Source organism: Mycolicibacterium komossense (assembly GCF_025822605.1).
Taxonomy (GTDB): domain Bacteria; phylum Actinomycetota; class Actinomycetes; order Mycobacteriales; family Mycobacteriaceae; genus Mycobacterium; species Mycobacterium komossense.
On record NZ_JACKTY010000012.1, the window covers coordinates 140,001 to 163,829 of the forward strand.

Annotated in this window: 20 protein-coding genes and 1 pseudogene; 6 read left to right on the forward strand and 15 right to left on the reverse strand. The window is 65.8% G+C overall.

All coding sequences use genetic code 11. The features are described from left to right. Positions 1-2: 2 nt before the first annotated feature. Positions 3-2,306, reverse strand: a complete 2,304-nt coding sequence (gene aceA, locus H7J73_RS02615) for an isocitrate lyase ICL2 (protein ID WP_264065676.1) — start codon at positions 2,304-2,306, stop codon at positions 3-5. 56 nt (positions 2,307-2,362) lie between these two features. After that, on the reverse strand, positions 2,363-3,577 hold the full coding sequence (locus H7J73_RS02620) for a sensor histidine kinase (RefSeq protein WP_264065677.1): 1,215 nt from the start codon (positions 3,575-3,577) through the stop codon (positions 2,363-2,365). 178 nt (positions 3,578-3,755) lie between these two features. On the opposite strand from H7J73_RS02620, the gene H7J73_RS02625 reads away from it, so the two are divergent. Continuing rightward, the gene (locus H7J73_RS02625) at positions 3,756-6,242 is read left to right on the forward strand and encodes a glycogen/starch/alpha-glucan phosphorylase (RefSeq protein ID WP_264065678.1); all 2,487 of its coding nucleotides are present in this window, start codon (positions 3,756-3,758) and stop codon (positions 6,240-6,242) included. A gap of 176 nt (positions 6,243-6,418) precedes the next feature. On the opposite strand, the gene H7J73_RS02630 is transcribed toward H7J73_RS02625, so the two are convergent. Beyond that, a complete protein-coding gene (locus H7J73_RS02630) occupies positions 6,419-8,854 on the reverse strand; it encodes a glycogen/starch/alpha-glucan phosphorylase (protein ID WP_264065994.1) in 2,436 nt (811 codons plus the stop codon). 145 nt (positions 8,855-8,999) lie between these two features. Beyond that, positions 9,000-10,946 carry a glycoside hydrolase family 183 protein gene (locus H7J73_RS02635; protein WP_264065679.1) on the reverse strand — a complete coding sequence of 649 codons (1,947 nt, stop codon included), beginning with the start codon at positions 10,944-10,946 and terminating at the stop codon, positions 9,000-9,002. Between the two features lie 536 nt (positions 10,947-11,482). Here H7J73_RS02635 and H7J73_RS02640 point away from each other — a divergent pair. Next, positions 11,483-11,971 (forward strand): hypothetical protein, encoded by a 489-nt coding sequence (locus H7J73_RS02640; protein ID WP_264065680.1) that lies wholly within the window; start codon positions 11,483-11,485, stop codon positions 11,969-11,971. Positions 11,972-12,002: 31 nt separating this feature from the next. Here H7J73_RS02640 and H7J73_RS02645 read toward each other — a convergent pair whose 3' ends face one another. After that, the gene (locus H7J73_RS02645) at positions 12,003-12,896 is read right to left on the reverse strand and encodes a mycobacterial-type methylenetetrahydrofolate reductase (RefSeq protein ID WP_264065681.1); all 894 of its coding nucleotides are present in this window, start codon (positions 12,894-12,896) and stop codon (positions 12,003-12,005) included. A 338-nt stretch (positions 12,897-13,234) separates the two neighbouring features. Between H7J73_RS02645 and H7J73_RS02650 the strand changes: the two genes are divergently transcribed. Beyond that, a complete protein-coding gene (locus H7J73_RS02650) occupies positions 13,235-13,441 on the forward strand; it encodes a hypothetical protein (protein ID WP_264065682.1) in 207 nt (68 codons plus the stop codon). 78 nt (positions 13,442-13,519) lie between these two features. Here the strand turns inward: H7J73_RS02650 and H7J73_RS02655 are convergent, their stop codons facing one another. The 7 genes and pseudogenes from H7J73_RS02655 to H7J73_RS02690 all read right to left on the reverse strand — a co-directional run bounded on the left by H7J73_RS02655 (position 13,520) and on the right by H7J73_RS02690 (position 17,705). Then, entirely contained in the window at positions 13,520-13,993 is a 474-nt protein-coding gene (locus H7J73_RS02655; RefSeq protein WP_264065683.1) for a hypothetical protein, read from the reverse strand. Next, the gene (locus tag H7J73_RS02660; RefSeq protein ID WP_264065684.1) at positions 13,990-14,559 is read right to left on the reverse strand and encodes a hypothetical protein; all 570 of its coding nucleotides are present in this window, start codon (positions 14,557-14,559) and stop codon (positions 13,990-13,992) included. Before H7J73_RS02660 ends, H7J73_RS02655 begins: the two co-directional genes overlap by 4 nt. A 117-nt stretch (positions 14,560-14,676) precedes the next feature. Further along, positions 14,677-14,901, reverse strand: a pseudogene (locus tag H7J73_RS02665) (hypothetical protein); the annotation flags it as partial. A gap of 211 nt (positions 14,902-15,112) precedes the next feature. Further along, complete coding sequence (locus tag H7J73_RS02675; protein WP_264065685.1) at positions 15,113-15,556, reverse strand: type II toxin-antitoxin system Rv0910 family toxin; 444 nt, start codon at positions 15,554-15,556, stop codon at positions 15,113-15,115. Between the two features lie 52 nt (positions 15,557-15,608). After that, positions 15,609-15,869 (reverse strand): hypothetical protein, encoded by a 261-nt coding sequence (locus H7J73_RS02680; protein ID WP_264065686.1) that lies wholly within the window; start codon positions 15,867-15,869, stop codon positions 15,609-15,611. Positions 15,870-15,887: 18 nt separating this feature from the next. Then, positions 15,888-16,628: an SDR family NAD(P)-dependent oxidoreductase gene (locus H7J73_RS02685; protein WP_264065687.1), complete on the reverse strand. Its 741-nt coding sequence runs from the start codon at positions 16,626-16,628 to the stop codon at positions 15,888-15,890. Between the two features lie 30 nt (positions 16,629-16,658). Further along, positions 16,659-17,705, reverse strand: a complete 1,047-nt coding sequence (locus H7J73_RS02690) for an ABC transporter substrate-binding protein (RefSeq protein WP_264065688.1) — start codon at positions 17,703-17,705, stop codon at positions 16,659-16,661. A gap of 195 nt (positions 17,706-17,900) precedes the next feature. On the opposite strand from H7J73_RS02690, the gene H7J73_RS02695 reads away from it, so the two are divergent. Beyond that, on the forward strand, positions 17,901-18,986 hold the full coding sequence (locus H7J73_RS02695; RefSeq protein ID WP_264065689.1) for an NAD(P)H-dependent amine dehydrogenase family protein: 1,086 nt from the start codon (positions 17,901-17,903) through the stop codon (positions 18,984-18,986). 62 nt (positions 18,987-19,048) lie between these two features. After that, complete coding sequence (locus tag H7J73_RS02700; RefSeq protein WP_264065690.1) at positions 19,049-20,743, forward strand: Hsp70 family protein; 1,695 nt, start codon at positions 19,049-19,051, stop codon at positions 20,741-20,743. A 10-nt stretch (positions 20,744-20,753) separates the two neighbouring features. Here H7J73_RS02700 and H7J73_RS02705 read toward each other — a convergent pair whose 3' ends face one another. Next, positions 20,754-21,056: a hypothetical protein gene (locus H7J73_RS02705; protein WP_264065691.1), complete on the reverse strand. Its 303-nt coding sequence runs from the start codon at positions 21,054-21,056 to the stop codon at positions 20,754-20,756. Beyond that, positions 21,053-21,709, reverse strand: coding sequence for a DJ-1/PfpI family protein (locus H7J73_RS02710; RefSeq protein ID WP_264065692.1), 657 nt, complete (start codon positions 21,707-21,709; stop codon positions 21,053-21,055). Before H7J73_RS02710 ends, H7J73_RS02705 begins: the two co-directional genes overlap by 4 nt. Positions 21,710-21,803: 94 nt before the next feature. Here H7J73_RS02710 and H7J73_RS02715 point away from each other — a divergent pair, with 94 nt between their 5' ends. After that, positions 21,804-22,748 carry a GlxA family transcriptional regulator gene (locus tag H7J73_RS02715; protein ID WP_264065693.1) on the forward strand — a complete coding sequence of 315 codons (945 nt, stop codon included), beginning with the start codon at positions 21,804-21,806 and terminating at the stop codon, positions 22,746-22,748. On the opposite strand, the gene H7J73_RS02720 is transcribed toward H7J73_RS02715, so the two are convergent. Next, complete coding sequence (locus H7J73_RS02720; protein ID WP_264065694.1) at positions 22,740-23,828, reverse strand: class I SAM-dependent methyltransferase; 1,089 nt, start codon at positions 23,826-23,828, stop codon at positions 22,740-22,742. The genes H7J73_RS02715 and H7J73_RS02720 overlap by 9 nt on opposite strands. Position 23,829 lies beyond the last annotated feature (1 nt).

Below are 23,829 nucleotides of genomic sequence, written 5' to 3' on the forward strand. Positions count from 1 at the left end.
TTCTAGTCTTCCTTACGGATCAACCGCTGTAGCGCAGCATGATCCGGGGCCAGCAGCTCCTCGATGCGCGGCTGGTTGACATCGGCGACGACGATCTCGCCCACGTCCTCGTGGACGTTGCTGAAGATGCCGTGTGACTTCATCTTCTCGGTCTGATAGATGTTGTCCTCGGTGGGCGTGACGTAGTAGACCGCCTCGGCCTTGAAGCGGTGCACCAGCCACAGATGCACCAGCGTCATCAGGCGTTTCTTGCGGAGCTTCTCGGCGAATGTGTTCTGGTCACGCACCGTGAGAATGCTGCGGCCGTGCCGATCCCTGATCGGATCGACCAGAACGTTGGCGACCAACTCCTCCTCGCCGTCGCCCTGGGTGCCGTAGATGCCCAATTCCAGTACTTCGCCGCCGGCGCGCCGAGGCCGCAGCTGTACTCGCAGCTTCTCGTCGAGTTGGTAGTGCTCGCTCCACATCGCCAGCCACTCTTCGAGCAGCTTCTTGGGCACCTCGGTCTGTACCAGGTGCTGATGCTGGGTGGAGCCCTTGCCCATGGATTTGGTCGTGGCGGTGCGGCCGGACGACGCCGCCAGTGCGGCATCGCTTCGCGGCCCGCCGACAAGCGTTTGCGGTGTGCGGTAAGGGGACTCGACGAGGCGCATTTTGCGCTGCAACCGGGCCAGTGCCAGCATCCCGTCCTGGCGCAGTGCCGTGGCGAACTCCTCGGCCGCCACACCGTCGATCTGGTGTCCGCCGTAGGTCATGAAGTTGAAGACGAAACCCATCTTCCCGATCTCCTCGGGGAAGGCCCGCATCTCGTCATCGCTCATGCCGGTGGTGTCCCAGTTGAACGACGGCGAGAGGTTGTAGGCCAGCATCTTCTCCGGATACACCGCATGGATGGCATCGGCGAACTGCTTGGCGTCGGCGAGGTCCGCGGTCTTGGTCTCCATCCACAGGATGTCGGCGAACGGTGCTGCGGCAAGCGATTTCGCTATCGCGTAGGGGATACCGCCGCGGACCTGGTAGTAACCCTCCGGCGTCTTGGCCCGCTCGCAGTCCCAGGGGACGTCGGCCCCCAGTTCCCTGGCCTTCTCCCTCGCCACGTACAGCGAGGCGCGCTCGGCGAACTGGCGCCACTCCTCCGACGTCAGGTCGAGCGGTTCGCCCTCGCGCTCACGGAACGCGAGCAGTTCCGCGACAGCATCGCCGTAGGTCTCCAGGCCGGCATCGGCCTGCCAGGCGTCGACGAACTTCGACTCCACTCCGTCGAACAGGTCGTCGACCGAGGTCGCCTTACCGTCGACCCACGCGGCCGCCGCCTCGGCGACCAGGGCGGCGATACCCTGGCGCTCCAGCCAGGCGTCCGCGGCGTCGTATTCGCCGTCGGGCAGTGCGTAGAGCAGGTGTCCCTTGAGTTCGGTGACGCCCAGGTTGTAGAAGCTGCGCATCAGTGCCAGGAAGCAGGCCTTGTACGGCGGCACCTTCAGGTTGGTGACGCCCAGCACGAACGGCTGATCGCGCTCGTCGGCGCGGCTGTCGATCAGGTTCGCCGCCTCGGCGTCCGTCCTGGCGACGATGATGCCGGGTACGCCCATGATGTCGAGTTGGAAGCGGGCGGTGTTCAGGCGCTTGATCTGCTCATCCGACGGCACCAGCACCTTGCCGCCCTGATGGCCGCACTTCTTGGTGCCGGGGCGCTGGTCTTCGATGTGGTAGCCGGGCACACCGGCTTCGACGAACCGGCGAATCAGGTTGCGCACGTGTGGATCTCCGCCATGGCCGGTGTCGGCATCGGCGATGATGAACGGCCGGTAGTCCGTCGCGGGGCTGGCCGCCCGTTGCGCCGGGGTCATCTTCAGGCGCAGATACTGCTGGTTGCGGTCGGCGGTCAACAGCGCGCGAACCAGGCCGGCAGCCTCGTCGGGCACCTGGGACAGGGGATAGCTGGCCAGGTCCGGCCCCGGATCCTCGTTGATCGAGCCCTTGGCCGAGGTGGCCCAGCCGCCGAGATAGATGCCTTCGATCCCCATCCGCTTGATCGTGACGGCCTGCCCGGGGGAGTAGGGGCCGAAGGTGGTGATGCTCTTGTGCTCGGCGAACAGCTGGCGCAGGCGTTCGTAGAACGCGGCCGCCGCATCGCGGGCCACCGTGTACTCGGTCGGGATGGTGCCGCGCTGCTCGACGACCTGACGCGCCGTATAGAGGCGGACGATGCCCTCGAAACGCGGACTGTCGATGTAGCGCTGGGTGGCGGTGACCTCCTCCTCGAACGGGTTCGTGGTGGCCTGGGCGTCCGCCTCGGTGATCGACATGTGTAACGCTCCTCTTTGAGCCCGGTTCGGCTGGTGCCTTTCGAGTGTATGGCGGCTCAGGACAGTGGCAACGAAATCTCGATTTCGGTACCGGGAGATTTCCTGCGGATCTCGAAGCTGCCGCCACAGGCCAGGATCCTGGCCCGGGTGGACGCCATCCCGATATGACCGCTCTGCACACTGCGTTCCAGCGCGTCGTCGGGGATCCCGACACCGTCATCGGCGATCCGCAGCAGCGCCGTTCCGTCTGCGCGCTGCAGATCGAAGCTCAGCGTACTGGCGTGCGCGTGCTTGATGACGTTGGTCGAAATCTCGCGCGCCGCACCGTAAAGCACGTAATCGGCAGCGCTGCGCTCATTGTCCGGCCAGGTGTGCGCGTCGAGGTCGACGGCCAGTTCGCCTCGGTCGGCGATGCTGTCGGCCAGTGCGACGACAGCCGCCTTGAGCCCGGATCGAGACAGCACCTCCGGATGCAGCTCCCGCACCACGTCGCGCAGCAGTTTCGAACATTCGGTCAGTGCGGAGTTCACCCTGCCCACTTCGACGACGGAAGAAGTCTCGACCTCCTCGAGGTCGCCGCGAGCGACGAGAACGTACTGCAGTGCGCCGTCGTGCAGGCGCTCGGACAAGGCCTGGCGCTCGCGTTTTTCCAGGCTGACCAGCTCTTCGAGCAGTTGGGTCCGCTGCAGCGCCAGGTTTCCGATCACCTCTTCCTTGGCCCGCTGGATGATCGATAGCGCGACGGCGCCCCCGGCCAGCGCGGCCAGGACCACGGCGTTGAGCAGTATCGATTCCCACGGCTCGAGGTTTTCGGATTGCGTGATCAGGGCTACCGCCAGGTAGGCCCCGAGGGTGGGGATGGCCACCATCGCGCTGATGAAGGGATCCAACTGGGCCGCGGCGATCAACGGGATCAGGAAGAGCCCGGTCCGCAGCACATTGGAGGTCCAGCTTTCCGGTGACGACCACCCGGTCAAGACGGTCAGCACCGAGATGACCGCGACATCGCAACCGATGGCCAGCAGGGTGATGGACTCCCGCGTGGACGCCCTGGTGTGGGTCCGCCGGAATGACCAGATCGTCCACAATCCGACAATCGCCACGTAGGCGGCCAGAATCACAAAGCAGATCCCGACCTCGACGGCGGGTGGGGTGAGGACCAGCGTGGTCGTGATGAATGCGATCAGCAATACCCGCAGGCCGGCCTGCAGAAGATCCTGCCGGAGTCGGGCGATACGGCTGTCGTGGTTGCGCACGTGCAATCCGAGCATGGCGGCCCCCGTGATGCGCGTTGGTTGACGATCAGACGTGGGGGAAGTATAGCGGCGTGCCACCCCCAAACCGTCGGGTGAGCTGCCCGCTTGGCGTCGCTTCGTCGTGGGTTTGCGTTCACCTCGGCGCCGTAACTTCCGGGCCGATAGGCATCCTTCATTCACGGAAGAGGTCTCGATGACCGACATCGCAGAGAACCTGGTACACAATCCCACGGCGTCGCACACCCGCACCGTCGACGACCTGCGCCAGGCGGTGTCCGATCACCTGCGCTACTCGATCGGTCGCCCGGCCGCGGCACTGCGGCCCGAGCACTACTATCAGGCGCTGTCGTTGGCGGTCCGGGATCGCATGCAGGACAACCGCTCGGCATCGACGCAGACGTCGCTCGATGCCGGTGCCAAGGTGACCTGCTACCTGTCTGCCGAGTTCCTGATGGGCCCGCAGCTGGGTAACAACCTGCTGAACCTCGAGATCGAGACCGAGGCCCGCACCGCCTTGGCCGAACTGGGCCAGGACCTCGACGTCGTGCTGGCCTGCGAGGTCGAGCCGGGGCTCGGCAACGGCGGGCTCGGTCGGCTGGCCGCCTGCTACCTCGACTCACTGGCCACGCTGGAGCGCCCGGCGATCGGGTACGGCATCCGGTACGAGTTCGGCATCTTCAAGCAGGAGTTGCACGACGGCTGGCAGGTCGAGAAGACCGACAACTGGCTGGTCAACGGAAATCCCTGGGAGATACCGAAACCCGACGTGAACTACCTCGTCTACTGGGGTGGCTTCGCCCAGCACTACCTCGACGAGGGCGGCGTCGATCGCGTCCGGTGGGTGCCGGGCCGGGTGCTCAAAGGCGTCGCCTACGACACCCCGATCCAGGGCTACGGCGTGCACACCTGCAACGTGCTGACGTTGTGGAGCGCGCGCGCCGTCGAGTCATTTGCGTTGGACGCGTTCAACACCGGTGACTACTACAAGGCCGTCGAGGATGAAGTCACCTCCGAAACCGTCACCAAGGTGCTGTATCCGAACGACGAGCCCGAAGCCGGCAAGCGGCTGCGCCTGTTGCAGCAGTACTTCTTCGTGTCGTGCTCGCTGCAGCATGTGCTGCATATCATGGACGACTTGGCGGACAAGTCCGTACACCACCTTCCGGAGCAGTTTGCGTTGCAGCTCAACGACACTCACCCGTCGATCGGGGTGGCGGAGCTGATGCGCCTGCTGGTCGACGAGCGTCACCTCGACTGGGACGAAGCGTGGACGATCACCGTCGCCACCTTCGGATACACCAACCACACCCTGCTGCCGGAAGCGCTCGAGAAGTGGCCGCTGGAGATGTTCGGAGAGTCGCTGCCACGGCACCTGGAGATCATCTACGAGATCAACCGCCGGTTCCTGGACGAGGTCATGGACACGTTCCCCGGCGATACGGACCGTCTGCGACGGATGTCGCTGATCGGTGAGGACGGCGGCAAAACCGTGCGGATGGCGCACCTGGCCACCGTCGGCAGCCACGCGATCAACGGGGTGGCCGCACTGCATTCGGACCTGCTGAAGTCCAGCACGCTCAAGGATTTCTACGAGATGTGGCCGGAACGCTTCTCGAACAAGACCAATGGCGTCACGCCGCGCCGTTTTCTGGCGCTGTCCAATCCGGGTCTGCGTGGCCTGCTGGACCGCACGATCGGTGAAGGGTGGCTGACCGACCTCGATCGGCTGCGCGGGCTGGAAGCCTTCGTCGACGACGCGGAGTTCCGGCGGCAATGGCGTGATGTCAAGGTGGCCAACAAGGCGCGGCTGGCCGAGTTCGTGCTGTCATCCACCGGTATCGAGCTGAATCCGAACTCGCTGTTCGATATCCAGGTCAAGCGCATTCATGAGTACAAGCGTCAGCACCTGTCCGTGCTGCACATCATCGCGCTCTACCACCGACTCAAGAGCAACCCCGGGTTGGTAATTCCGCCGCGGTCGTTCATCTTCGGCGGTAAGGCCGCTCCGGGCTACTTCATGGCCAAGCGAATCATCAAGCTGATCAACGCCGTTGGTGAGACCGTTAACGCCGACTCTGAGGTCAACCAGTTCCTCAAGGTCGCGTTCGTCCCGAACTTCAGTGTCCAGAACGCGGCGCTGATCTATCCGGCGGCCAATCTGTCCGAGCAGATATCGACGGCGGGCAAGGAGGCCTCCGGTACCGGGAACATGAAGTTCATGCTCAACGGCGCGCTGACCATCGGCACCCTCGACGGCGCCAATGTCGAGATGCGCGAGGAAGCCGGTGCGGAGAACTTCTTCCTGTTCGGGTTGACCGAATCGGAAGTCGAGCAGGTCAAGCGCGACGGGTACCGGCCCGCCGAGTACATCGAGCGCGACGCCGAATTGGGTGCTGTGCTCGAGCTGATCGCCGGCGGCACGTTCTCCCACGGTGACCCCGAGGTGTTCCGGCCTTTGGTGGACAACCTGCGCTACGACGACCCCTTCCTGGTGCTGGCCGACTACCGGTCCTATGTCGAGTGCCAGGGCCAGGTGAGCGACAGGTGGCTCGACCAGGAGGCCTGGACGCGGATGTCGATCCTGAACACGGCCCGCAGTGGGAAGTTCTCCTCGGACCGCGCGATCGCCGAGTACTGCGAAGGCATCTGGGGGGTCGGACCGGTCTCTGTTCGCGGCTGAAAACCCTGCGGGTGCCGTCGGCGCGACGGGGTCAACTCCCAGGCCAACAAGCCGGCGGACGAACTCAACCAGCTGGGCGAAGCGCGCAAAGTACGACCCTTGAGTTGCCCGCCTACTGAGCGAATTGCTGAATTCGCTCGGTAGGCGGGCACTTCGGCGAGTGCTTCCGACCTCGGTTAGAGGTCCACCTCCATCGGCCATACCTTCCAGATGTCATCGCAGTATTCGGCGATGGCGCGGTCCGACGAGAACTTCCCGCTGCGGGCCGTGTTGAGGATCGACATGTGCGACCAGCGGTCGCCGTCCTCCCAGGCGGCACTGACCTTGGCCTGGCAGTCCACGTAGGCGCGGTAGTCGGCCAGGGCCAGGAACGGGTCGTGATGGAGCAGGGAGTCCAGCACCGGTCGCAGGATCTCGGTGTCGCCGTGGGTGAATCGCCCCTCCGCGATCAGCTGCAGAACCTCGGCCAGTTCGGGATCGTTCTCGACGAAAGCCGCGGGCCGGTAACCGTCGGACTTCACCCGTTCGACCTGATCTTCGGTCAGCCCGAACAGGAAGAAGTTCTCCGGTCCGGCTTCCTCCCGGATCTCGACGTTGGCGCCGTCGAGAGTGCCGATGGTCAACGCGCCGTTGATCATGAACTTCATGTTGCCCGTACCGGAGGCCTCCTTGCCTGCGGTGGAGATCTGCTCGGACAGGTTGGCCGCCGGGTAGACCAGGTGGGCGCTCTTGACGTTGAAGTTCGGCAGGAACACAACTTTCATGCATCGATTGACATCCGGATCGGAGTTGACCGTCTCGCCGACGGCGTTGATCATCTTGATGATCCGCTTGGCCATGAAGTACCCCGGCGCGGCTTTACCGCCGAAGATGAAGGCCCGGGGCGGGATCGACAGTCCTGGGCTGTTCTTGAGCTTGTTGTACAGGCTGATGATGTGCAACACCATCAGGTGCTGGCGCTTGTACTCGTGAATGCGCTTGACCTGGACGTCGAACATCCAGGTCGGGTCCAGTTCGATACCGGTCGAGGAGTGCACGAACTCGGCCAGTCGAGACTTGTTGGCGCGCTTGACTTCCCGCCAGCGTTCGCGAAACGACGCGTCATCGGCGTACGACTCGAGGCCGCGCAGCCGGGTCAGGTCCGTCAACCACCCGTCGCCGACCGTCTCATCGAGGAGCTGACGCAGGCCCGGATTGGACAAAGCCAGGAAACGCCGCGGGGTGACGCCGTTGGTCACGTTGCCGAACTTCTCCGGCCACAGCTCATAGAAGTCCTTGAGCACACTGGCTTTGAGCAATTCCGAATGCAGGGCGGCCACCCCGTTGACGGCGTGGCTGCCGACGGTGGCCAGGTGTGCCATCCGCACGCTCTTGCCGCCGTCCTCACCGATCAGCGACATCCGGGAAATCCGCTCCTCGTCGCCGGGGAACCTCGCGCGGACCTCATCGAGGAAGCGGTTGTTGATCTCGTAGATCAGCTCCAGATGCCGCGGCAGCGCCTCGCCGAAGATGGACAGTGGCCAGGTCTCCAGCGCCTCCGGTAACAGTGTGTGGTTGGTGTAGCCGAAGGTGGCGACCGTGATCGACCACGCCTCGTCCCAGCTCATCTGGTGGTCGTCGATCAGCAGCCGCATCAGTTCCGCGACGGCGATCGAGGGGTGGGTGTCGTTGAGCTGGATGGCCCACTTCTGCGGTAGCGCGCTCAACGGCAGGTTGGCCCGGTCGGTGTGGATGCGCAGGATGTCCTGCAGTGAGCAGGTCACGAAGAAGTACTGCTGCAACAGGCGCAGCCGCTTGCCCGCCTCGGGCTCATCGTTGGGGTAGAGCACCTTGGACACCGTCTCCGAGATGACCTCCTCGTCGACGGCTTTGTAGAAGTCGCCGGTGTTGAAGGCCTCCAATGCGAAAGATTCGACGGCGCGCGCACTCCACAGCGTCAACGTGTTGCAGGTGTTGACGCCGTAGCCCTGGACCGGGGTGTCATAGGAGACGCCTTGCAGCACCCGCTGGGGAATCCAGCGCACCCGGAACTTACCGGTCACGTCTTCGTAGGTCTCGGTGTGGCCACCCCAGTTGACCAGGTAGCTGGCGTCGGGTTTGTCGATCTCCCAGGGGTTTCCGCGGACCAGCCAGTTGTCGGTCTTCTCGACCTGCCAGCCTTCCTGGATCTCCTGTTTGAAGATTCCGAACTCATACCGGATGCCGTAGCCGATGGACGGCCGCTCCAAAGTGGCCATCGAGTCCAGGTAGCACGCGGCCAGTCGGCCGAGGCCGCCGTTGCCCAGACCTGGTTCCGGCTCGACGGCGATGATTTCGTCGAGGTCCTGGCCGAGCATCGCCAGCGCCTCCCGCGCCTGATCCTCGATCTGTAGGTTCAGCAGGTTGTTACCGAGCTGGGGTCCCATCAGGAATTCGGCCGACAGGTAACAGGTCACTTTGTTGCTGAGGTCGAGCCAGTCCTGGGTGGTGGCCATCCAGCGGCGCTGCATCCGGTCGCGCACCGCCAGGGCGAGGGCCCGGTAGTAGTGCTCGGGGGTGAGCACCGCCGCCGGCCGCGCGATCGAGTACAGCAGATGATCGGCCACCGCCTGTCGCAGTGCCTCGGCGGTCATCCCGCTGCGCGTCTGCCCGGTGGGGCCGGGCACCGTCTCCGCGCCGTTGATCGCCGTATCGGTCACTGGTCTTCTCCCTGCCGCTGCATGCTGCCATCCTGGTAGAGGCGAGCTACTTTGGCATCTCGGCGGGAGCCGGGCGGTTTCAGACTGACGTGGTCTTGAGCGGGCTCAGATCGGTCTGCATCATCACGACGTTGTAGTCGCCCCAGATCGACATGTTCCAGTACAGGTGGCTGACGTCAGGGTTGCCGGCGCTGTCGGTGAGCTCACCCGTTCCCGACCATGGGTGGATCATCGGGGCGTACAGGCCTGGGTACTGCAGCGAGGACGCGACCATGATCGGATCCGACCACGTGCCTTCCGGGGTGTCGGCCACCCGCATCTGCACGTTGTTGTTGCCGTCGCCGTACATCATCACGTACTTGCCGAGGTAGTCGTTGTACTGCACCGACATCTCGCTGACGTTGCCGCCCTGCTTGGCGCCGAGCAGGCCGCCGAAGATTCCGCCGAAGAAGTTCGGGTCGTTGGCGATGTCGACGAAACCGCCGATGATCGGCCGGGTGTCGTTGGCGCTGCCGACGACGGCGGTGGCTACCGCCGGGTTGCCCTTGACCCAGGTGCCGGTGTTGCCGTTCCAGTACTCATACTGCGACAGGTCAGTCACCGAGCCTTCGGCAACCCGCGAGAGGTAGGCCGAGCCCTGGCGGCCCGACGGGGTGCCGAACGCGTACAGGTAGCGCACGCCGTCCGCGCCGACCTGATCCTCGGGCTCCAGTACGTAGGCGGCCTGCTGGAAGTTCTGGCTACCGGGGACGTACGGCGTCGACGATCGGAACCAGCCGGCGGAACGGATGGTGGACGGCGCCAGGACCCACTTGTCGGTGGTCGGGTCGTACACCGACACAGCGGAGTAGTTGGTGGTCCACGAGCCCGGGGTGTCCCATGACTTCACCGACATGTAGTTGACGTACTGGTTGCCCAGCACGGCGACGCCCGAGGTGGGGATGATCGTGACCTCGGAGCCGCCGAAGCCCAGTGCGCTGGGCACACCCGGGATGAACTGGTAGGCAGGGCCGGTCTGCAGCAGCGCCATGCCGTTGTAGAGCTTGTTGTCGGTGCTGAGCAGCAACACGTTCGACCGCCAGTTGCCGCTCATGTTGGCCCCGCTGAAGGTGTCGCCGAAGGCCGTCAGGATGTAATGCGTGTCGCCCGACTGCATGTTGTCCCACATGATGCCGAGGTCGGTGCCGTAGATGTTGAAGCCCGACGTGTTGTTGGTCTGCGGGATGTAGGGCGTCAAGATCCCGGGTGAAGGGTTGTTGACGCCGGTCACCCAGCCGACGGGCGTCGACGGCAAGCTACTCGGATAGGACGGATTGGCGGCGGTGGTCGAGACGGCAGCCGCCGTCGAGATCGCCGCCGCCTGCGCTGCGGCGGTCGACGATGCGCTGGTGGTGGATTTACCCAGCGGAGAGAAGCTGCGATCGAATTCCCGGCGCACGGCCGCCAGCAGAGTCCACAGCGCGGGCGGTTCGGCCGGCGCCACCGGGGCGTTGGCGGTCGGGCTAGCCAACCCGACCGCAGCGAGAACGCCCGACACCAGTTGCGGCACGACTGCGGGCGCCGCGCTGAGAGTAGGTGTGGCGGTGGCCTTTTCGACAGCGGCCGGCGCTGTCGCGGATGCTGTCGACGTTGTCGTGGAGGTGGCCGTCGACGGGACCGAGGCGGAAGTCGATGCGGCGGCGTCGGTGGCCTTGGTCGTCACGCGTTTGGGAGTGACCTCGGTGGTTGTGGTGGCCTTGGTGGTGGCACTGTTGGCGGTGGCGCCGGTGGCCGAACCGGCGGCAGCGGAGGGGGACGCTGCGGCCGGCTTACCGGATTTGCGTTTCCCTGCCGCCGCGGTGCCCTTCGAGTCGCTGTCCGAAGACGAGGAGGACGACGAGCTCTTCGCCCCGGAGGCCGAACCCGACCCGGCGCTGTCTGCCGAGGCCACCCCCTGTCCGGTGGCGACGGCCGCGCCGACCCCGAGCGCCACTGCCAGTGCGCCGATCCGGCCTACCTGTGCGGCGGCATTCAGAGCTGGTCTCATATGTGTCATCCTCTGTCGTTGATCGCGTCAATTATTGCCATCGCAAATACGGGCGCAAGCGTTTCCACCGGTTTGCAGCGCAAACCCGCTGCAAACATGTATCGCAGTCAAGCCGCTAATCACTGCGTTCACTCTAACCACTTCAGTCGCAGCTGGGAACGAGGCGCGGCCTGAGCGGGTGGCCCATCTTCTGCTCGAGCCGGCGGGGTCCGCCCCTGGATCACCATGACGGTGCCGCGGATCAACGTCTTTGCTGGTCTTAGGCGGTTCATCGACGTCGCTGGGTTCCCCGCCGGGATCGCCTGGAGCTCGGTCATCCGGGCGTGACCCGTCCGCACGGAACTCCCGGCTAGCATCGACGTCCACTCGATCGCAGATTCAGAACGTGCCGGCACTGAATGGCAGCCTCCCCCTGCCGCAGGGGTATCCCGCAAAGCCCCGGCAATGAAGGCTGCGCCCGGTGCGCCGAAGGCGGCGTCCAGCGGTGCGGCCAAGGAGGGTGTAGCGCCTTGGCGTGCGCCTGCGATAGTCCAGCCATGAAGCAGATAACGGCAGTGGCCGTGACCGTGCTGACTGCGGCTGCAGTGGCGGGGGCCGCACCGGCGCTGGCCGACCCCGCGCCGCAACCGGACGGACCCTGTTCGGAAAACCTGGCCGGTGCGCTGACCCAGTTGGCCGAGGGGCCGTCGTATCTCGAATGCAGCAGTGCTCCCGGCAACTATCGGTGGACGCCCTTCACCGGCCCGTACCCCACCAGCGACCGGTGGCTGAGTTACGGACCTGCGGTCACCCTGCACGGACAAGGGATGCGCAATCCCGAAATCCGCTCCGGTCGCTGGGTGGCATATCCGCAGGACGCCGGCACCACCTGCACTGCCGAACAGTCAACTGTCGTCAGCGCGGGGCAGGTCGGTCCGCCGCAGACCACGACCGGCCAACCGGGACAACCCCTCGACTTCGAGGTGCTGCCCGCCGTCTTCTCCATCACGCTGACCGGCAATTGCTTGTGGGAAGCGGTTCACTGAACGGAAGCCAGATACCGAGCGCACCCGGCGGTCAGGCCGGCGTGGGCGACCAGTAGGCGAGCAACTCCGCGAAGGTGTCGAAGGCCGGTGCGGATAAGCCGTAGGCCGCTTCGAAGTGGACGCTGAGCGGAAACCCGAGGTCGGCGACGCCGTCGATGACGCGCTTGTACAGATCGACCATCAGCCGGCGCTTCTCGCTGGGTTCCACGCTCGCCATCTTCGCGACGAACTCCTGCTCGGCGGCGACGGCCGCGTTGCCCTGGTCCTGGATCAGCCACCTGATCAACCCGACCCGGGTCTCCACCTTCGGCACGAAACCGAAAGACAACAGGATCTCGGGCCGATGGTCGGTGTTCTTCGCCAGTTCCTGCAGGAAACCCACGATGGCGTCCGAATACAGCAGCTGGGTCATGCCGTAGGTCGCACCCTGGTTGCATTTGAACGTGAAGCGGCCCTGCTCACCGTCGCGGGTGGGGATCAGGATCGCCCCGCGATTGGCGACCAGCTGGTTGTAGATCGTCAGGGCATCGGTCGGCGCCACCCCGCCGCCCTCGCCGTCGGACATGGTGCGGGGAACGCCGACGAATGCGATGCCCTCGACGTCCGCGGAGACCAGGGCGGCGAGCCGCTGTTGCAGCGTCGGCTCGTCCATGAACGCCGTGACCTGCGTGCACAGCCCCCTCACACCAGGCAACTGCGGTTTGATCAGGGTCCAGAAGTCCAGCACGTCCATCTTCGGCTTCATCTCGATCGGCCGGTCGCCATCCTCCTCGATCATCCCGGGAATCATGACGTGCCCGATCCGGCCCTCGAGGCCAGAGCTCTTGGAGAATTCCAGCACTTTGCGCGCCTCGTCGAGCGCATGCTCGTGGCCGAGTTCGGCATTCGGTGGTACGAGCTCCAGCGCGATGGTGTTGAGGGGCACGAACCTGGTCTCCTGATGGGATCTCGCGGACGAATCAGCGCCCACCGTACCGGGGTGTGAATTGGTTCGCTGACGCGCCGCCGCGCACTCAGCGCCGGGCGGAGACCGTCAGAGACGATTCAGGCCGGATCCTTGAGCTCGGCCAACTAGTCCGGTTTGGTACGGCGCGTGTGCATCCCTATCCCATCGCAGCGTCCACCGATCGGTGGATACCCGGTTCATCCTCGGCAGGGGCCGCTTGGCTGACAGGTCGGGCCGGCGGGGTGCGCGATAGTTATCTCAACGCCGGAACACACCGGATCGGAAACTTAAAAGACCACTCGCTCAAGGAGATTCATATGAACGCCAGCACTCGCCGACTCGCTGCCGCCACCGCCCTGCTCGCCGCCCCCGTCCTGATCGCCCTTGGCACCGCCACCATGAGCCACGCGGATGCCTCCGTCGGCGCTGCCGGCCCCTCGATCAGCCACCCGGCCTTCCCGCACCAGAGCAATATGCCGCAGCCCGGTACCGCGATCCACCACCACCACCAGAACCACAAATAAGCCACCACTGTCGCGGAAGTGGGGTCAGAGCCCGGATGCTTCGGCATCCGGGCTCTGGGCTGCCTACGGTCGGGGCTGTCAAACTGCCAGCAAGCGGTCGAAGAAGTCGCGGTACCGCTTCAGCGCCAGCCGCAACTCTTCGGTGGATGCCTCCTCGCCGCGCGACCACTGCTCCTCCAGTCGTGAGCGTGCGCTGGCGAAGCTGCTGGTGAGTTGTTCGACGGCGTCGGAGACCAGGCTGTCGGCTTTCTGCACGCACTCGCGCGGATCGTCGACGAATGTCGCCTGGACGTCATTCCATCGTGAGCGCAGATCCGATAGATCGCGCTCGGCGAAGAGCGCGTCGTCGGTCGGCAGCGCGTGGGCCGGCGGTTGCCCGTTGTCGACCGAGTGCGGGTTGTCGGTGGGCTGCACATTGCCGGCCGGCGGCGCCGGTTCGCCATCGATCCCCGGATCTGTCGCCTGCGGCCGCGTTCTGCTTTGTCCGTCTGTGAAATCAGCTGGTGCGGTGGTAAATTCGGTGACTTCCTGGTCCTGGTCATGAGTGGTCATGCGCGTGCCTCCTTTGGCTCGTCGTGCGTGGTTTCCAGCAATTTCTCGAACAGTGCGCGGTAATGGACGAACGCCTCGCGCTGGTCTTCCGTCCCGATATCGCCCTGCTCCTGCGACAGGTAGATGGTGTGCGCGGAACGGTAGCTGTCGACGACCTGCGGATGGTCGACCGAGATGTCGTCCGCTCGCCGATCGAAATCATCGACGGGATAACCACGTTCGCGCATGACGGCATTGACCAGACGGTCGGCGTCTCCGACTGCGTTCGCCGGGCTGTCGATGAACGACGTCTGGACCGCGCGCCACTCGTCGGCGAATTTCGCAGCCCTGTCGGGTGGCAACGCTACGATGGCAAGTTTCTTCCGATTTCGTTCGCGGGCAACAAGTTCACTCTCTGCGGCCCGTTGGTCATCGGCGTCGTCGACTACCCGTTCGTACTCGGGACCGAATCGTTGTTTGAGTCCCGTTGTCTGCTTCCGACCACTGCTTGCTTTGGCCGCGAAGACAATTGAAATGACCGCGATGGCCGCCAGCACCGCGATGAGAATCCAACCCCAGTTAGGCATTGTCTGAACCTCCTCGTTCGATAGGGGCATACCCAGGTGCTGCTTGCGGAAACGTCAATTCCGGTGAGCCCGTGGTTTTCGCTGGTTCAGGAGCCATGTCCACCGTCACCCGACTGGTCAGGGCTGCAGGACAATCTTGACCGCACCGTCCTGCTTCGTCTGAAAGATCTCGTAGGCGTGCGGTGCCTGATCCAGCGGCAAAGTGTGGGTGGCGAAGGAATCGACGCCCAGCGGATCATCATCGGTCAGCAACGGCTTGCCGATCGCGTCGGGCAGGAGCCCGGTGATCTGCTGAGCGGCCTTCGCGACCGGTGACCCGTGGGCCTCCATGCCAACGGCGTCGGTGGGCTCGTGGATCTGCGGGTCGGGCACCGTCTCTATGCGGACATCGCGTTTGCCTTGCCAGGTAACTGCTTTCATGGTTTTCTACCCTTCTCTCGCCGCCGGGAGCGGGCGAGATGACGCCGTCTCGACCGGGGCTGGGTCGTGACGAACTGATACCCGCCCACGGCGGCGTCAAGCAAGGGTGCGGAACATGTTCGGCCGCAACGAGTTATGCGCGAGCCGGGACCGGAAGCGCCGCCAGATTCTGTACCGACCGTCGGACGTCGGATTCCAGTATCCTCGCGACCAGGCCCCCGACGCGGCCGTTGAGCAGTCCGCCGCTGAGTTCGGCCTGCAGGTGGAACATCGAACCGGGTTGGTTGTCGGTGATGGTCATGGTGAGGGCGATGTGCACACCTCCGCGCCCGCTACCGTGCATCTCGATGCGCCGGAGCAGATCGAAACCGGTGACTTTCCAGTGGATGACGTTGCGGAAACCCTTGACCTTGATCATCGACGACACCGTGGTGCCCAGGGCGACATCGTCGGGAACTGCGCTCTTCCAGCCACCGAAGATGGTCAGCCACTCTTCGAAGCGGTTGAGGTTCGAGGCCAGTTCCCACGCCTGAGCGGGCGACAGTGTGGAAGACACGGACACGTTGACGGTAGCCATGCCTCTTTCTCTACCCGTCCGGCGGCATCGGTAACCCGTTGCGCCCGGGGCCTCAGGCGGCGTGCACGTTACGCAGGCCGACAGCGTTGTGTAGACCCGAGCAGTTGAAGCAGCCCACGCAGCCGATGCAGTTGGTGCACCCGACGCAGCCAAGACAGGCGAGACACTGTTTGCAGAACGCGCACGCCACACAGGCGACGCTGCCGCGGATCACCAAAGATAGTGCGGTGGCGGTGGACCCGGCGACGGCGGAGCCGGCCGCAGTGCCATCGGAGTCGAGGCCGTGGTTCTCGGTATCGCCCACGTCGTCCACGCCGGTGATCCTGCCAGCTCAGCCGGCGCTTCTCCCGTTATCGACGGTGTAGACCGCACCGTGGATAGCCACTGCGTCGTCACTGGCCAGGAAGGCGACCATCTTCGCGACGTCCATCGGGTCCATCAGCCCCCGGGGCGACGCGATCCGCATGATGAGATTCCAGTCGGCGTCCTCGGGCGCGGCGAATTCCGTTGCCTGGGGCGTCACCATTCCGCCCGGGCAGACCGCGTTCACCCGCAGCCGATCCTTGGTGAACTCGACGGCCAGCGCGCGGGTCAACCCGACCAGCCCGTGTTTGGCGGCGCAGTAGCCCGCGGAGTACACCTCACCCTCTATCCCGGCGATCGATGACACGTTGACGATGTTGCCGCCGGCCTCCAGCAGATGCGGCAGCGCGGCCCGGCATAGCTGGAACGGGCCGTGCAGATTGACCGACAGATCGCGCTCCCACTCCTCGTCTGTCATCGTCAGCGTGTGGCGCATCTGGTGGTAACCGGCGACGTTGGCCAGCACGTCGAGCCGGCCGAACTGTGCGACACAATCGGCCACCGCTTGACGGCAGGCGGCCGGGTCACTGATATCCACCGACGAGTACGCACCACCGGGCACCTTCTCGAAAACGCCTGCCATCCGCTCGGCGTCCCTGGCGATCCCGAACACCGTGGCGCCGCGCTCGGCGAACAGCTGCGCCACCGAGGCGCCCATCCCCGACGAGGCGCCGGTGATCAATGCGACTTTCCCGCTCAGTGAGGTCATCGTCTGACCTTCTCACGGGCAGGTCTGGGGCTAGTCGGGCACCTGCCTTGAGGCGACTGCCGAGGCTCTCGGCCGTTCGGGAGGCACTGCCGCCAGCAGCGCGCGGGTGTACTCCTGCGCCGGTGCTTCGAACAGTTCGGCGGCGGGCCGGTACTCCACGGGCCGGCCGCGGCGCATAACCAGCACGTCATGGCTGACCCGCTCGACAACCGCGAGGTCATGGGCGATGAAGAGGTAGGTCAGCCCGAGCTCGCGTTGCAGGTCGGCGAGCAGCTCGAGGACGCGGGCCTGAACCGAAACATCAAGGGCTGCAGTCGATTCGCCGAGGATGAGCAGGTCGGGCTCGGCGGCCAGTGCCCGCGCGATGCTGACCCGTTGGCGCTGGCCGCCAGAGGGCGCGTGCGGATAGCGCTCGGCGAAGGACGCGCAGAGACCGACCAGGTCGAGAAGGTCACCCACTCGGGCGGCCCGAGCCCCCTTGTCGTCGACGATGCGGTGCACGGCCAGGGGCTCGCCGATCGCCGTACCGACGCGGGTGCGCGGGTTCAGCGACGAGAACGGGTCCTGCAACACCAGGCTGATGCGGCGCCGCAGCGCCTTGGCAGCCTTGCCGCGGATGACGACGGTGCTGTTGTCCGAAGCGCTCACGTCCGTTACGGCGCTGAATTTATCGGCGTTGGCGAGCTTCTCGTCGATGATCCGGCGATAGGAATACACGACGTCGTCGGCGGTGAACGGGGTGCCGTCGTGGAAGGTCACGCCCCGGCGCAGGTGAAAGGTCCAGAACAGTTGATCGGGGGAGACGTCCCAGGATTGGGCCAGCGCGGGTCGCATCTCGAGGTCGGCGTCCGGTGCGACCAGGGTGTCGAAAACGTTCTCGAGGACCTCGAACGAGAAGTACGCGCTGGTCTTGTGCGGATCGAGTTGGTCGGGCTCGCCGGCGATAGCGGCGACCAGATTGCCGGAACCGCGCTCACCCAGGTCGACGCGCTGACCGGTGGAACACCCCGCGACGACGAATAGGGCGACCATCGCCGCAACGGCCGAGACAGCAGCGTTGACCGCTGCTGTTCGCATCACCATCTCCCGGGTTCGTCACTTGGCGTTCCGGGGGCTGTACCCGCTGGGCGTGGGCGTCAATCCTTGTCGGTGCCAGGATCCTCGGGAGCGGCCGTCGTCGCCGCGCACGAATGCCTACATTCGGCACCGGCAGATGCCGGTGCCGTGCCACTGTGGAGACGCGAAATCGGGGGATCGACAGAAAGGGCGTCCATGGCAGTGCGCACACCGAAGAAAGTGGTGATCTGGGGTACCGGCTTCGTCGGCCGGATGGTGATCACCGAGGTCGCCAAGCACCCGGACTTCGAACTGATCGGCGTCGGTGTCAGCAATCCCGACAAGGTCGGTCGTGACGTCGGCGAAATCTGTGGGCTGGCAGAGCCGCTCGGTATCACCGCCACCGACGATGTCGAGGCTTTGATCGCGCTGAGGCCGGACGCACTGGTGCATTACGGACCGACAGCGGCGCACGCCGACGACAACATCCGGCTCATCAGCCGTTTCCTGCGCGCCGGCATCGATGTGTGCTCGACATCGATGACGCCGTGGGTGTGGCCGCAGATGAAGGTCAACCCGCCGACCTGGATCGAGCCCATCACGGCAGCCTGCGAAGAGGGCGGCGCCTCCTGTTTCACCACCGGCATCGATCCCGGCTTCGCCAATGACCTGTTCCCGATGACATTGATGGGGCTTTGCTCGGAAGTTCGCACGGTCCGGGCGTCCGAACTGCTGGATTACACAAATTACGAGGGCGATTACGAGTTCGAGATGGGGATCGGACGCGAGCCCGAGTTCCACCCGCTCCTGGAAAACCCCGACGTGTTGATCTTCGCCTGGGGTGCGACGGTGCCGATGATGGCCTACGCCGCCGGAATCGAGCTCGACGAGATGACCACCACCTGGGAGAAGTGGGTGACCACAACCGAGCGCAAGACCGTCAAGGGTGTCATCCAGCCGGGTCAGGTGGCCGCGGTGCGCTTCACGATCAACGGCATCTACCAGGGTGAAACGCGGATCCAGCTCGAACATGTCAACCGTATCGGGCACGACGCGGCGCCGGATTGGCCCTCGGGCAACGAGGACGATGTCTACCGGGTGGATATCGAGGGCACGCCCAGCATCTTCCAGGAGACCGCCTTCCGGTTCACCGACGGTTCGGGGCGCGATCCGGCCACCGCGGGCTGCCTGGCCACCGGAATGCGGGCCCTCAACGCGGTTCCCGCCGTCAACGACCTGCCCCCCGGCTGGGTGACACCGCTGGATCTGCCGCTCATCGCGGGAGTCGGCACCATTCGCTGAAATCGCGTGCGGGTGTCGCCAGACGTAACGCGGCGGGCCGGAATGCCGACATCTCTGGTGAGATGACGGACGGAACGAGATCAGCGCTGGGTCTGTCGGTCGGGGCCACCCGACTGACTGCGATGACCGCCGATAACACCGTGTCCTGGCCGCCGGTCGTGACGCTGGACCGGGGCCTGGTCATCGGTGATTTCGTCGACCGCGTCGGCGACCCGATCGCCATCCTGGCCGCTGACGGGTCCCGCCATCGCAGCGAGGCGTTGCTGGCCAACGCACTGCGGACATTGGCCTACGCCGCCACGGGAGGACGCCCGTTACCGGACGTCACCGCGCTCAGCTATCCGGCGCACTGGCGGCCCGCCGCCGTCGAAGCGCTGCGTCGGGCGTTGCGGCGGGTGCCGGAATGGTCTCGTGAGCCGGTCGCCCTGTTGTCCGACCTGACTGCTGCGACGACGGCGCTCGCAGCCGATCCCGGGCTACCGACCCGCGGCATCATGGCGGTGTGCGACCTCGGAGGTAGTGGAACCAGCCTGAGTCTGGTCGACGCCGCCGCCGGCCACCGGCCGATCGCACCGGTGGTGCGGCATGTCGACTTCTCCGGCGATCTCGTCGACCAGGCGATCCTGACCCACATCATCGGTGTCCTGGCCGGCGCAGGCTCCGTCGACCTGGCCTCCACTTCGGCCATCGGATCACTGGGACGGCTGCGGGTGCAGTGCCGCGCCGCCAAGGAACATCTGGCGGTCGGCGCCGTGACGGCACTGCCCGTCGAACTGCCCGGCTACCGTGGCGACGTCCGTCTCACCAGGAACGAGCTCGACGACGCGGTCCGCGCGCCGTTGCGCGATTTCGTCGAACTGATTCATGACACCATGCGGCGCAACGGGATTCGTCCCGGTGATCTGGTCGGCGTCGCAACGGTCGGCGGTGGAGCCGCCATGACCGCCGTGACCACAGCGTTGTCCGAGCACCTGCGGGTGCCGGTGATCACCACCTCTCGACCGGCGCTGTCAGCCGCGATCGGCGCCGCGTTGCGGGCTTTGCGCGGTCCGGTCGACGACAGCGCGACGGCGATGGCGGCGGCCGCACCGGCGGCGATGAGCCGGCCCGCAGATATCGCACCCGTGTCCGCGGCGCGGGCCTGGTCACAAGCCGAGGACCTGCCCGAGCTCGAGCTTCCCGGTCTCGAACTGGCCGATCACCACGGGCCCGGCAGCCTGACCAACGCCCGGCCGCAGATCGCCTTCGAAGAAGAACCCGTGATTGCGCAGGCTGCGGAGCGTAAGACCCAGTGGTATCGCAGTCCGTTGGCCCTGATGGCCACAGCGGTTGTCGTGATCGCCGGCGCTGTCAGTGCCATCGGCGTCGTCCTGGCCAGCGACTCCATGACCACCCCGGCCAGCACGGCGACCCCGAGTATCGGCCAAGCCCCGGCGCCACCCGCAATACAACAACAGGCTTCCACTCCCGCTCAGGTCGTCAGGACGATCACTGCCATCCCCGCGCCGGCGCCCCAGACGCAGGTCGTCCAGCAGGCGGCCCCCGCCGCGCCCCCGACTGCGGAAGCTCCCGCCCCCGTCGCAGAGACACCCGACCCGATCACGCAGGTGCCACCTCCGGTCACCCAGCCGCCGGTGGAGCCGACTACCCCGGCCCCGATAAGTGCTCCGCTGCAATGGATTCCGAAGATCCCGCACCTGCCTGCGATACCGCCGATTCCGGGGTTGCCGCAGATGTTCCAGCCGCCGATTCCGTAGTGCTGGAAGACTAGCCCCGGCGAGCGCCCGACACGGCTGAGCGCGGCAGTCGTCCCGCACGGGAATGACCGGTGAGCTGATCACCATCGACGGTCACGTCGAACTCGAGGTGTAGTCGCATCGGCTTGGTGATCGACTGCCGCCACGTCACCCGGGACCCCTCGACGGCGATATCGTCCAGCGCCGTGGTGTCACCGCGCAACGTTGCGACACCGCGGAGACCGTCGTCGCCTGCGGTGAACATGTACTCGACCACGAGCGAGCCGATCGGTGTCTTGATCGTCACGTCCCAGATACCGAGAATCGCCGTCACAGCGCGACCGAAAGGCGTCCCTCACGCCTCCATACCGTGCCACGCCGTTCGTATTCGAAAAGCGTCTCGACGGCCAGCGCGATACGCGAACCATATTGTCGCTCAATCAGATACAACGCCAGATCCAGGCCCGAAGTGACACCGCCCGCGGTCACCGGATCGCCGTCGTCCACCACTCGGGCTGCGATCACAGTCGCCCCGGCGGCGTCGAGGACGTCGTTGCCGAGGACATGGGTGACCGCGTTGCGCCCCTGGAGCAAACCGACCATCGCCAAAGCCAACGAGCCGCCGCAGACCGTGGCGACCGTGATCGCCGGATTGGCGAAAGCCTGCGCCATCAACGGAATCAGCATGGTTTCGCCAACCCGGGCCAACAGCACCGGGATGGTCTCCACTCCGTCGTCGGGGTCGCCCTTGATCGGGCCCGAGGCGCCTGGCACGATGACGAACCCCGGCCGGTCCGGATCCAGGGCGGCGGTGGCCTGCAACACCAGGCCGCGACTGCCGGTGCGCACCGGCCGCGGACCCTCGGCGGAGACCAGTTCGACAGCCAGCTCACCGCCGACGGCGTCGCTGCCGGCGACCAGCACTTCGAACGGAGCGATGACATCCAACGGGTCACACCCGTCGTACAACACAATCTGCGCGATCACCGGCTCACCCTGTCGCACGGTGCTGCCATCGCACGAGTGGCCGGATAGCCAGGTTGCGATGGGATATTGCCAACCACGTTGCTAGCGTCGACGAATGCACACCGTCGCGGTCCTCGCGTTGCCGGACACCATCGCCTTCGACCTGAGCACACCGATCGAGGTGTTCGGCCGGGTCACTCTCGCCGGCGGCGGCCCTGGCTACCGCGTGATGGTCTGCGGATCCGAGCCCGAGGTGGCGGCCGGGCCGATGCGCATCAGCACCGAGCACGGCCTCGACATGCTCACCCGGGTGGACACCGTCGTCGTACCCGCGCGATACGACCCGCTGGCGCCGACCCCCGACGGTGTCGATGCAGCTCTGCACGCCGCACTGGCCCGCGGTACCCGAATCGCGTCGATCTGCGCCGGCGCCTTCACTTTGGCGGCGGCCGGCCTGCTCGACGGCAAGCGTGCTACCACCCATTGGCTGGGCGCGCAGGCGTTCCGCAGCGCGTTTCCCGCGGTGCACCTCGACCCCGATGTCCTGTACATCGACGAGGGACAACTGTTGACGTCCGCAGGGGCCACGGCGGGTATCGACCTGTGTCTGCACATGGTGCAGTGCGACTACGGCGCCTCGGTGGCGGCCGACGCGGCGCGGTTGGCGGTGGCGCCGCTGCATCGCACCGGCGGGCAGGCGCAGTTCATCGTGCGCAACCGGCGCGCCACCGGAACCGAACTGCCCGATCTGCTGGCCTGGATCGAACAACACGCGCATCGCGATCTCACACTGGAAGATGTTGCGGCACAGGCGGCGACGAGTACTCGTACGCTCAACCGGCGGTTCCATGCGGAGACCGGCCAGACGCCGATGCAGTGGGTCAACGGGGTGCGGGTGCGGCACGCCCAGGCGTTGCTGGAGTCGACATCACACGGCGTCGAACGGATCGGGCGCGAGGTCGGATTCAGCTCGGCAGCGAATTTCCGGGAGCAGTTCCGGCGGGTCGCCGGTGTGCCACCGCAGGGCTACCGCAACACGTTTCGCGAGCGGTCAGTGTGACCGACCCGCCTTGACGAGCACCACTTTAGCCAGCGGTATCCGCATCTGTTCCGGCGCCGCGGCCAGCCGCTGAACGAGGCCTTCCTCCAGTCGATCGAGGAACTCGGCGCGCCGAGGATCGCCGACGCCGCCGACGAGCGCCCCCGCCAGGGTGGGGAACGCCGCGGCCCGCGCGAACGCCGCCCACCGGGCGCCGAATGCCTTTGCGTCCTTGTCGATCTGGTACTGCGACCAGTATCGGTCCTCGGCGTTGAATACCTCGAGGTGCTCGACCGTCAGATGCTCGAATGTGCCCTTGGGAGAGAACGGGGCGACAAAGTCCATCGCCGAGCGGCCGACGATCGGCAGGGCCATCGCACCCAGTTCGTCTTCGGTCAGCAGGCCCTCGCCGATCAGCTCGCGCAGTACTGCCAGCACATGATCGAACACCGGACGCAGGCCCGGTTCGCCGGACTCGGCGATGGCCATCGTCAACACCACAAGCCGGCCGTGCGGACTCAGTTCACGGCCCCGGAAGGCCACGAATTCATGCCAGTCCTCGGCAGCCTGCCGGGCGTATGCGGCGCGCACACCCGGGTCGGCGCTGCAGTCGGCCTGCACATGGTCGGTAATCGGAGTGGGCGCCCGACTGAGCCACTGCACCGCCCACGAACTCCAGCCGAGCGTGACGCTGTTGGACGGCAGGATCTGCTGGTAAAAAGACCGTCCGACCGCCGAGGCGTAGGTCGCGGAATCGTGTTTGAGATAACTGGCCGGGTCGTCGGCCAGCGTCCTGAACAACACCGTGAAGTCATTTTCGGCGGCGTCGGTGTGGGCGACGAGGATCGATTGGTCGCGGCGGGTGCGGGTGCGCAACCGGGTGATCGCGGCGGCGATCGGCAGCAGTGAGTTGTGTCCCGTCCCGGCTCCGTAATCGGCGATGACGATCGGTTGCGGCGCTTCGGGCAAGGGGACGTCGTTGGACGCCTGCTCGAAAAGGCCTATCGCCGCTGGTAATCCGGCGGCCTGCAGGCGCGACGACTCGGTGTAGGAGGCGCTGCCGGGCCTTTCGGGGCGGACGACGATGCTGGACTCAGGCACG

Coding starts and splice junctions, on each gene's coding strand:
- H7J73_RS02655 (WP_264065683.1), bottom strand. CDS start 13,993: ATGACCACTCATGACCAGGACCAGGAAGTCACCGAATTTACCACCGCA.
- aceA (WP_264065676.1), bottom strand. CDS start 2,306: ATGTCGATCACCGAGGCGGACGCCCAGGCCACCACGAACCCGTTCGAG.
- H7J73_RS02630 (WP_264065994.1), bottom strand. CDS start 8,854: ATGACCGCCGAGGCACTGCGACAGGCGGTGGCCGATCATCTGCTGTAC.
- H7J73_RS02650 (WP_264065682.1), top strand. CDS start 13,235: ATGAACGCCAGCACTCGCCGACTCGCTGCCGCCACCGCCCTGCTCGCC.
- H7J73_RS02625 (WP_264065678.1), top strand. CDS start 3,756: ATGACCGACATCGCAGAGAACCTGGTACACAATCCCACGGCGTCGCAC.
- H7J73_RS02690 (WP_264065688.1), bottom strand. CDS start 17,705: ATGCGAACAGCAGCGGTCAACGCTGCTGTCTCGGCCGTTGCGGCGATG.
- H7J73_RS02675 (WP_264065685.1), bottom strand. CDS start 15,556: ATGGCTACCGTCAACGTGTCCGTGTCTTCCACACTGTCGCCCGCTCAG.
- H7J73_RS02695 (WP_264065689.1), top strand. CDS start 17,901: ATGGCAGTGCGCACACCGAAGAAAGTGGTGATCTGGGGTACCGGCTTC.
- H7J73_RS02685 (WP_264065687.1), bottom strand. CDS start 16,628: ATGACCTCACTGAGCGGGAAAGTCGCATTGATCACCGGCGCCTCGTCG.
- H7J73_RS02715 (WP_264065693.1), top strand. CDS start 21,804: ATGCACACCGTCGCGGTCCTCGCGTTGCCGGACACCATCGCCTTCGAC.
- H7J73_RS02635 (WP_264065679.1), bottom strand. CDS start 10,946: ATGAGACCAGCTCTGAATGCCGCCGCACAGGTAGGCCGGATCGGCGCA.
- H7J73_RS02640 (WP_264065680.1), top strand. CDS start 11,483: ATGAAGCAGATAACGGCAGTGGCCGTGACCGTGCTGACTGCGGCTGCA.
- H7J73_RS02620 (WP_264065677.1), bottom strand. CDS start 3,577: ATGCTCGGATTGCACGTGCGCAACCACGACAGCCGTATCGCCCGACTC.
- H7J73_RS02660 (WP_264065684.1), bottom strand. CDS start 14,559: ATGCCTAACTGGGGTTGGATTCTCATCGCGGTGCTGGCGGCCATCGCG.
- H7J73_RS02700 (WP_264065690.1), top strand. CDS start 19,049: ATGACGGACGGAACGAGATCAGCGCTGGGTCTGTCGGTCGGGGCCACC.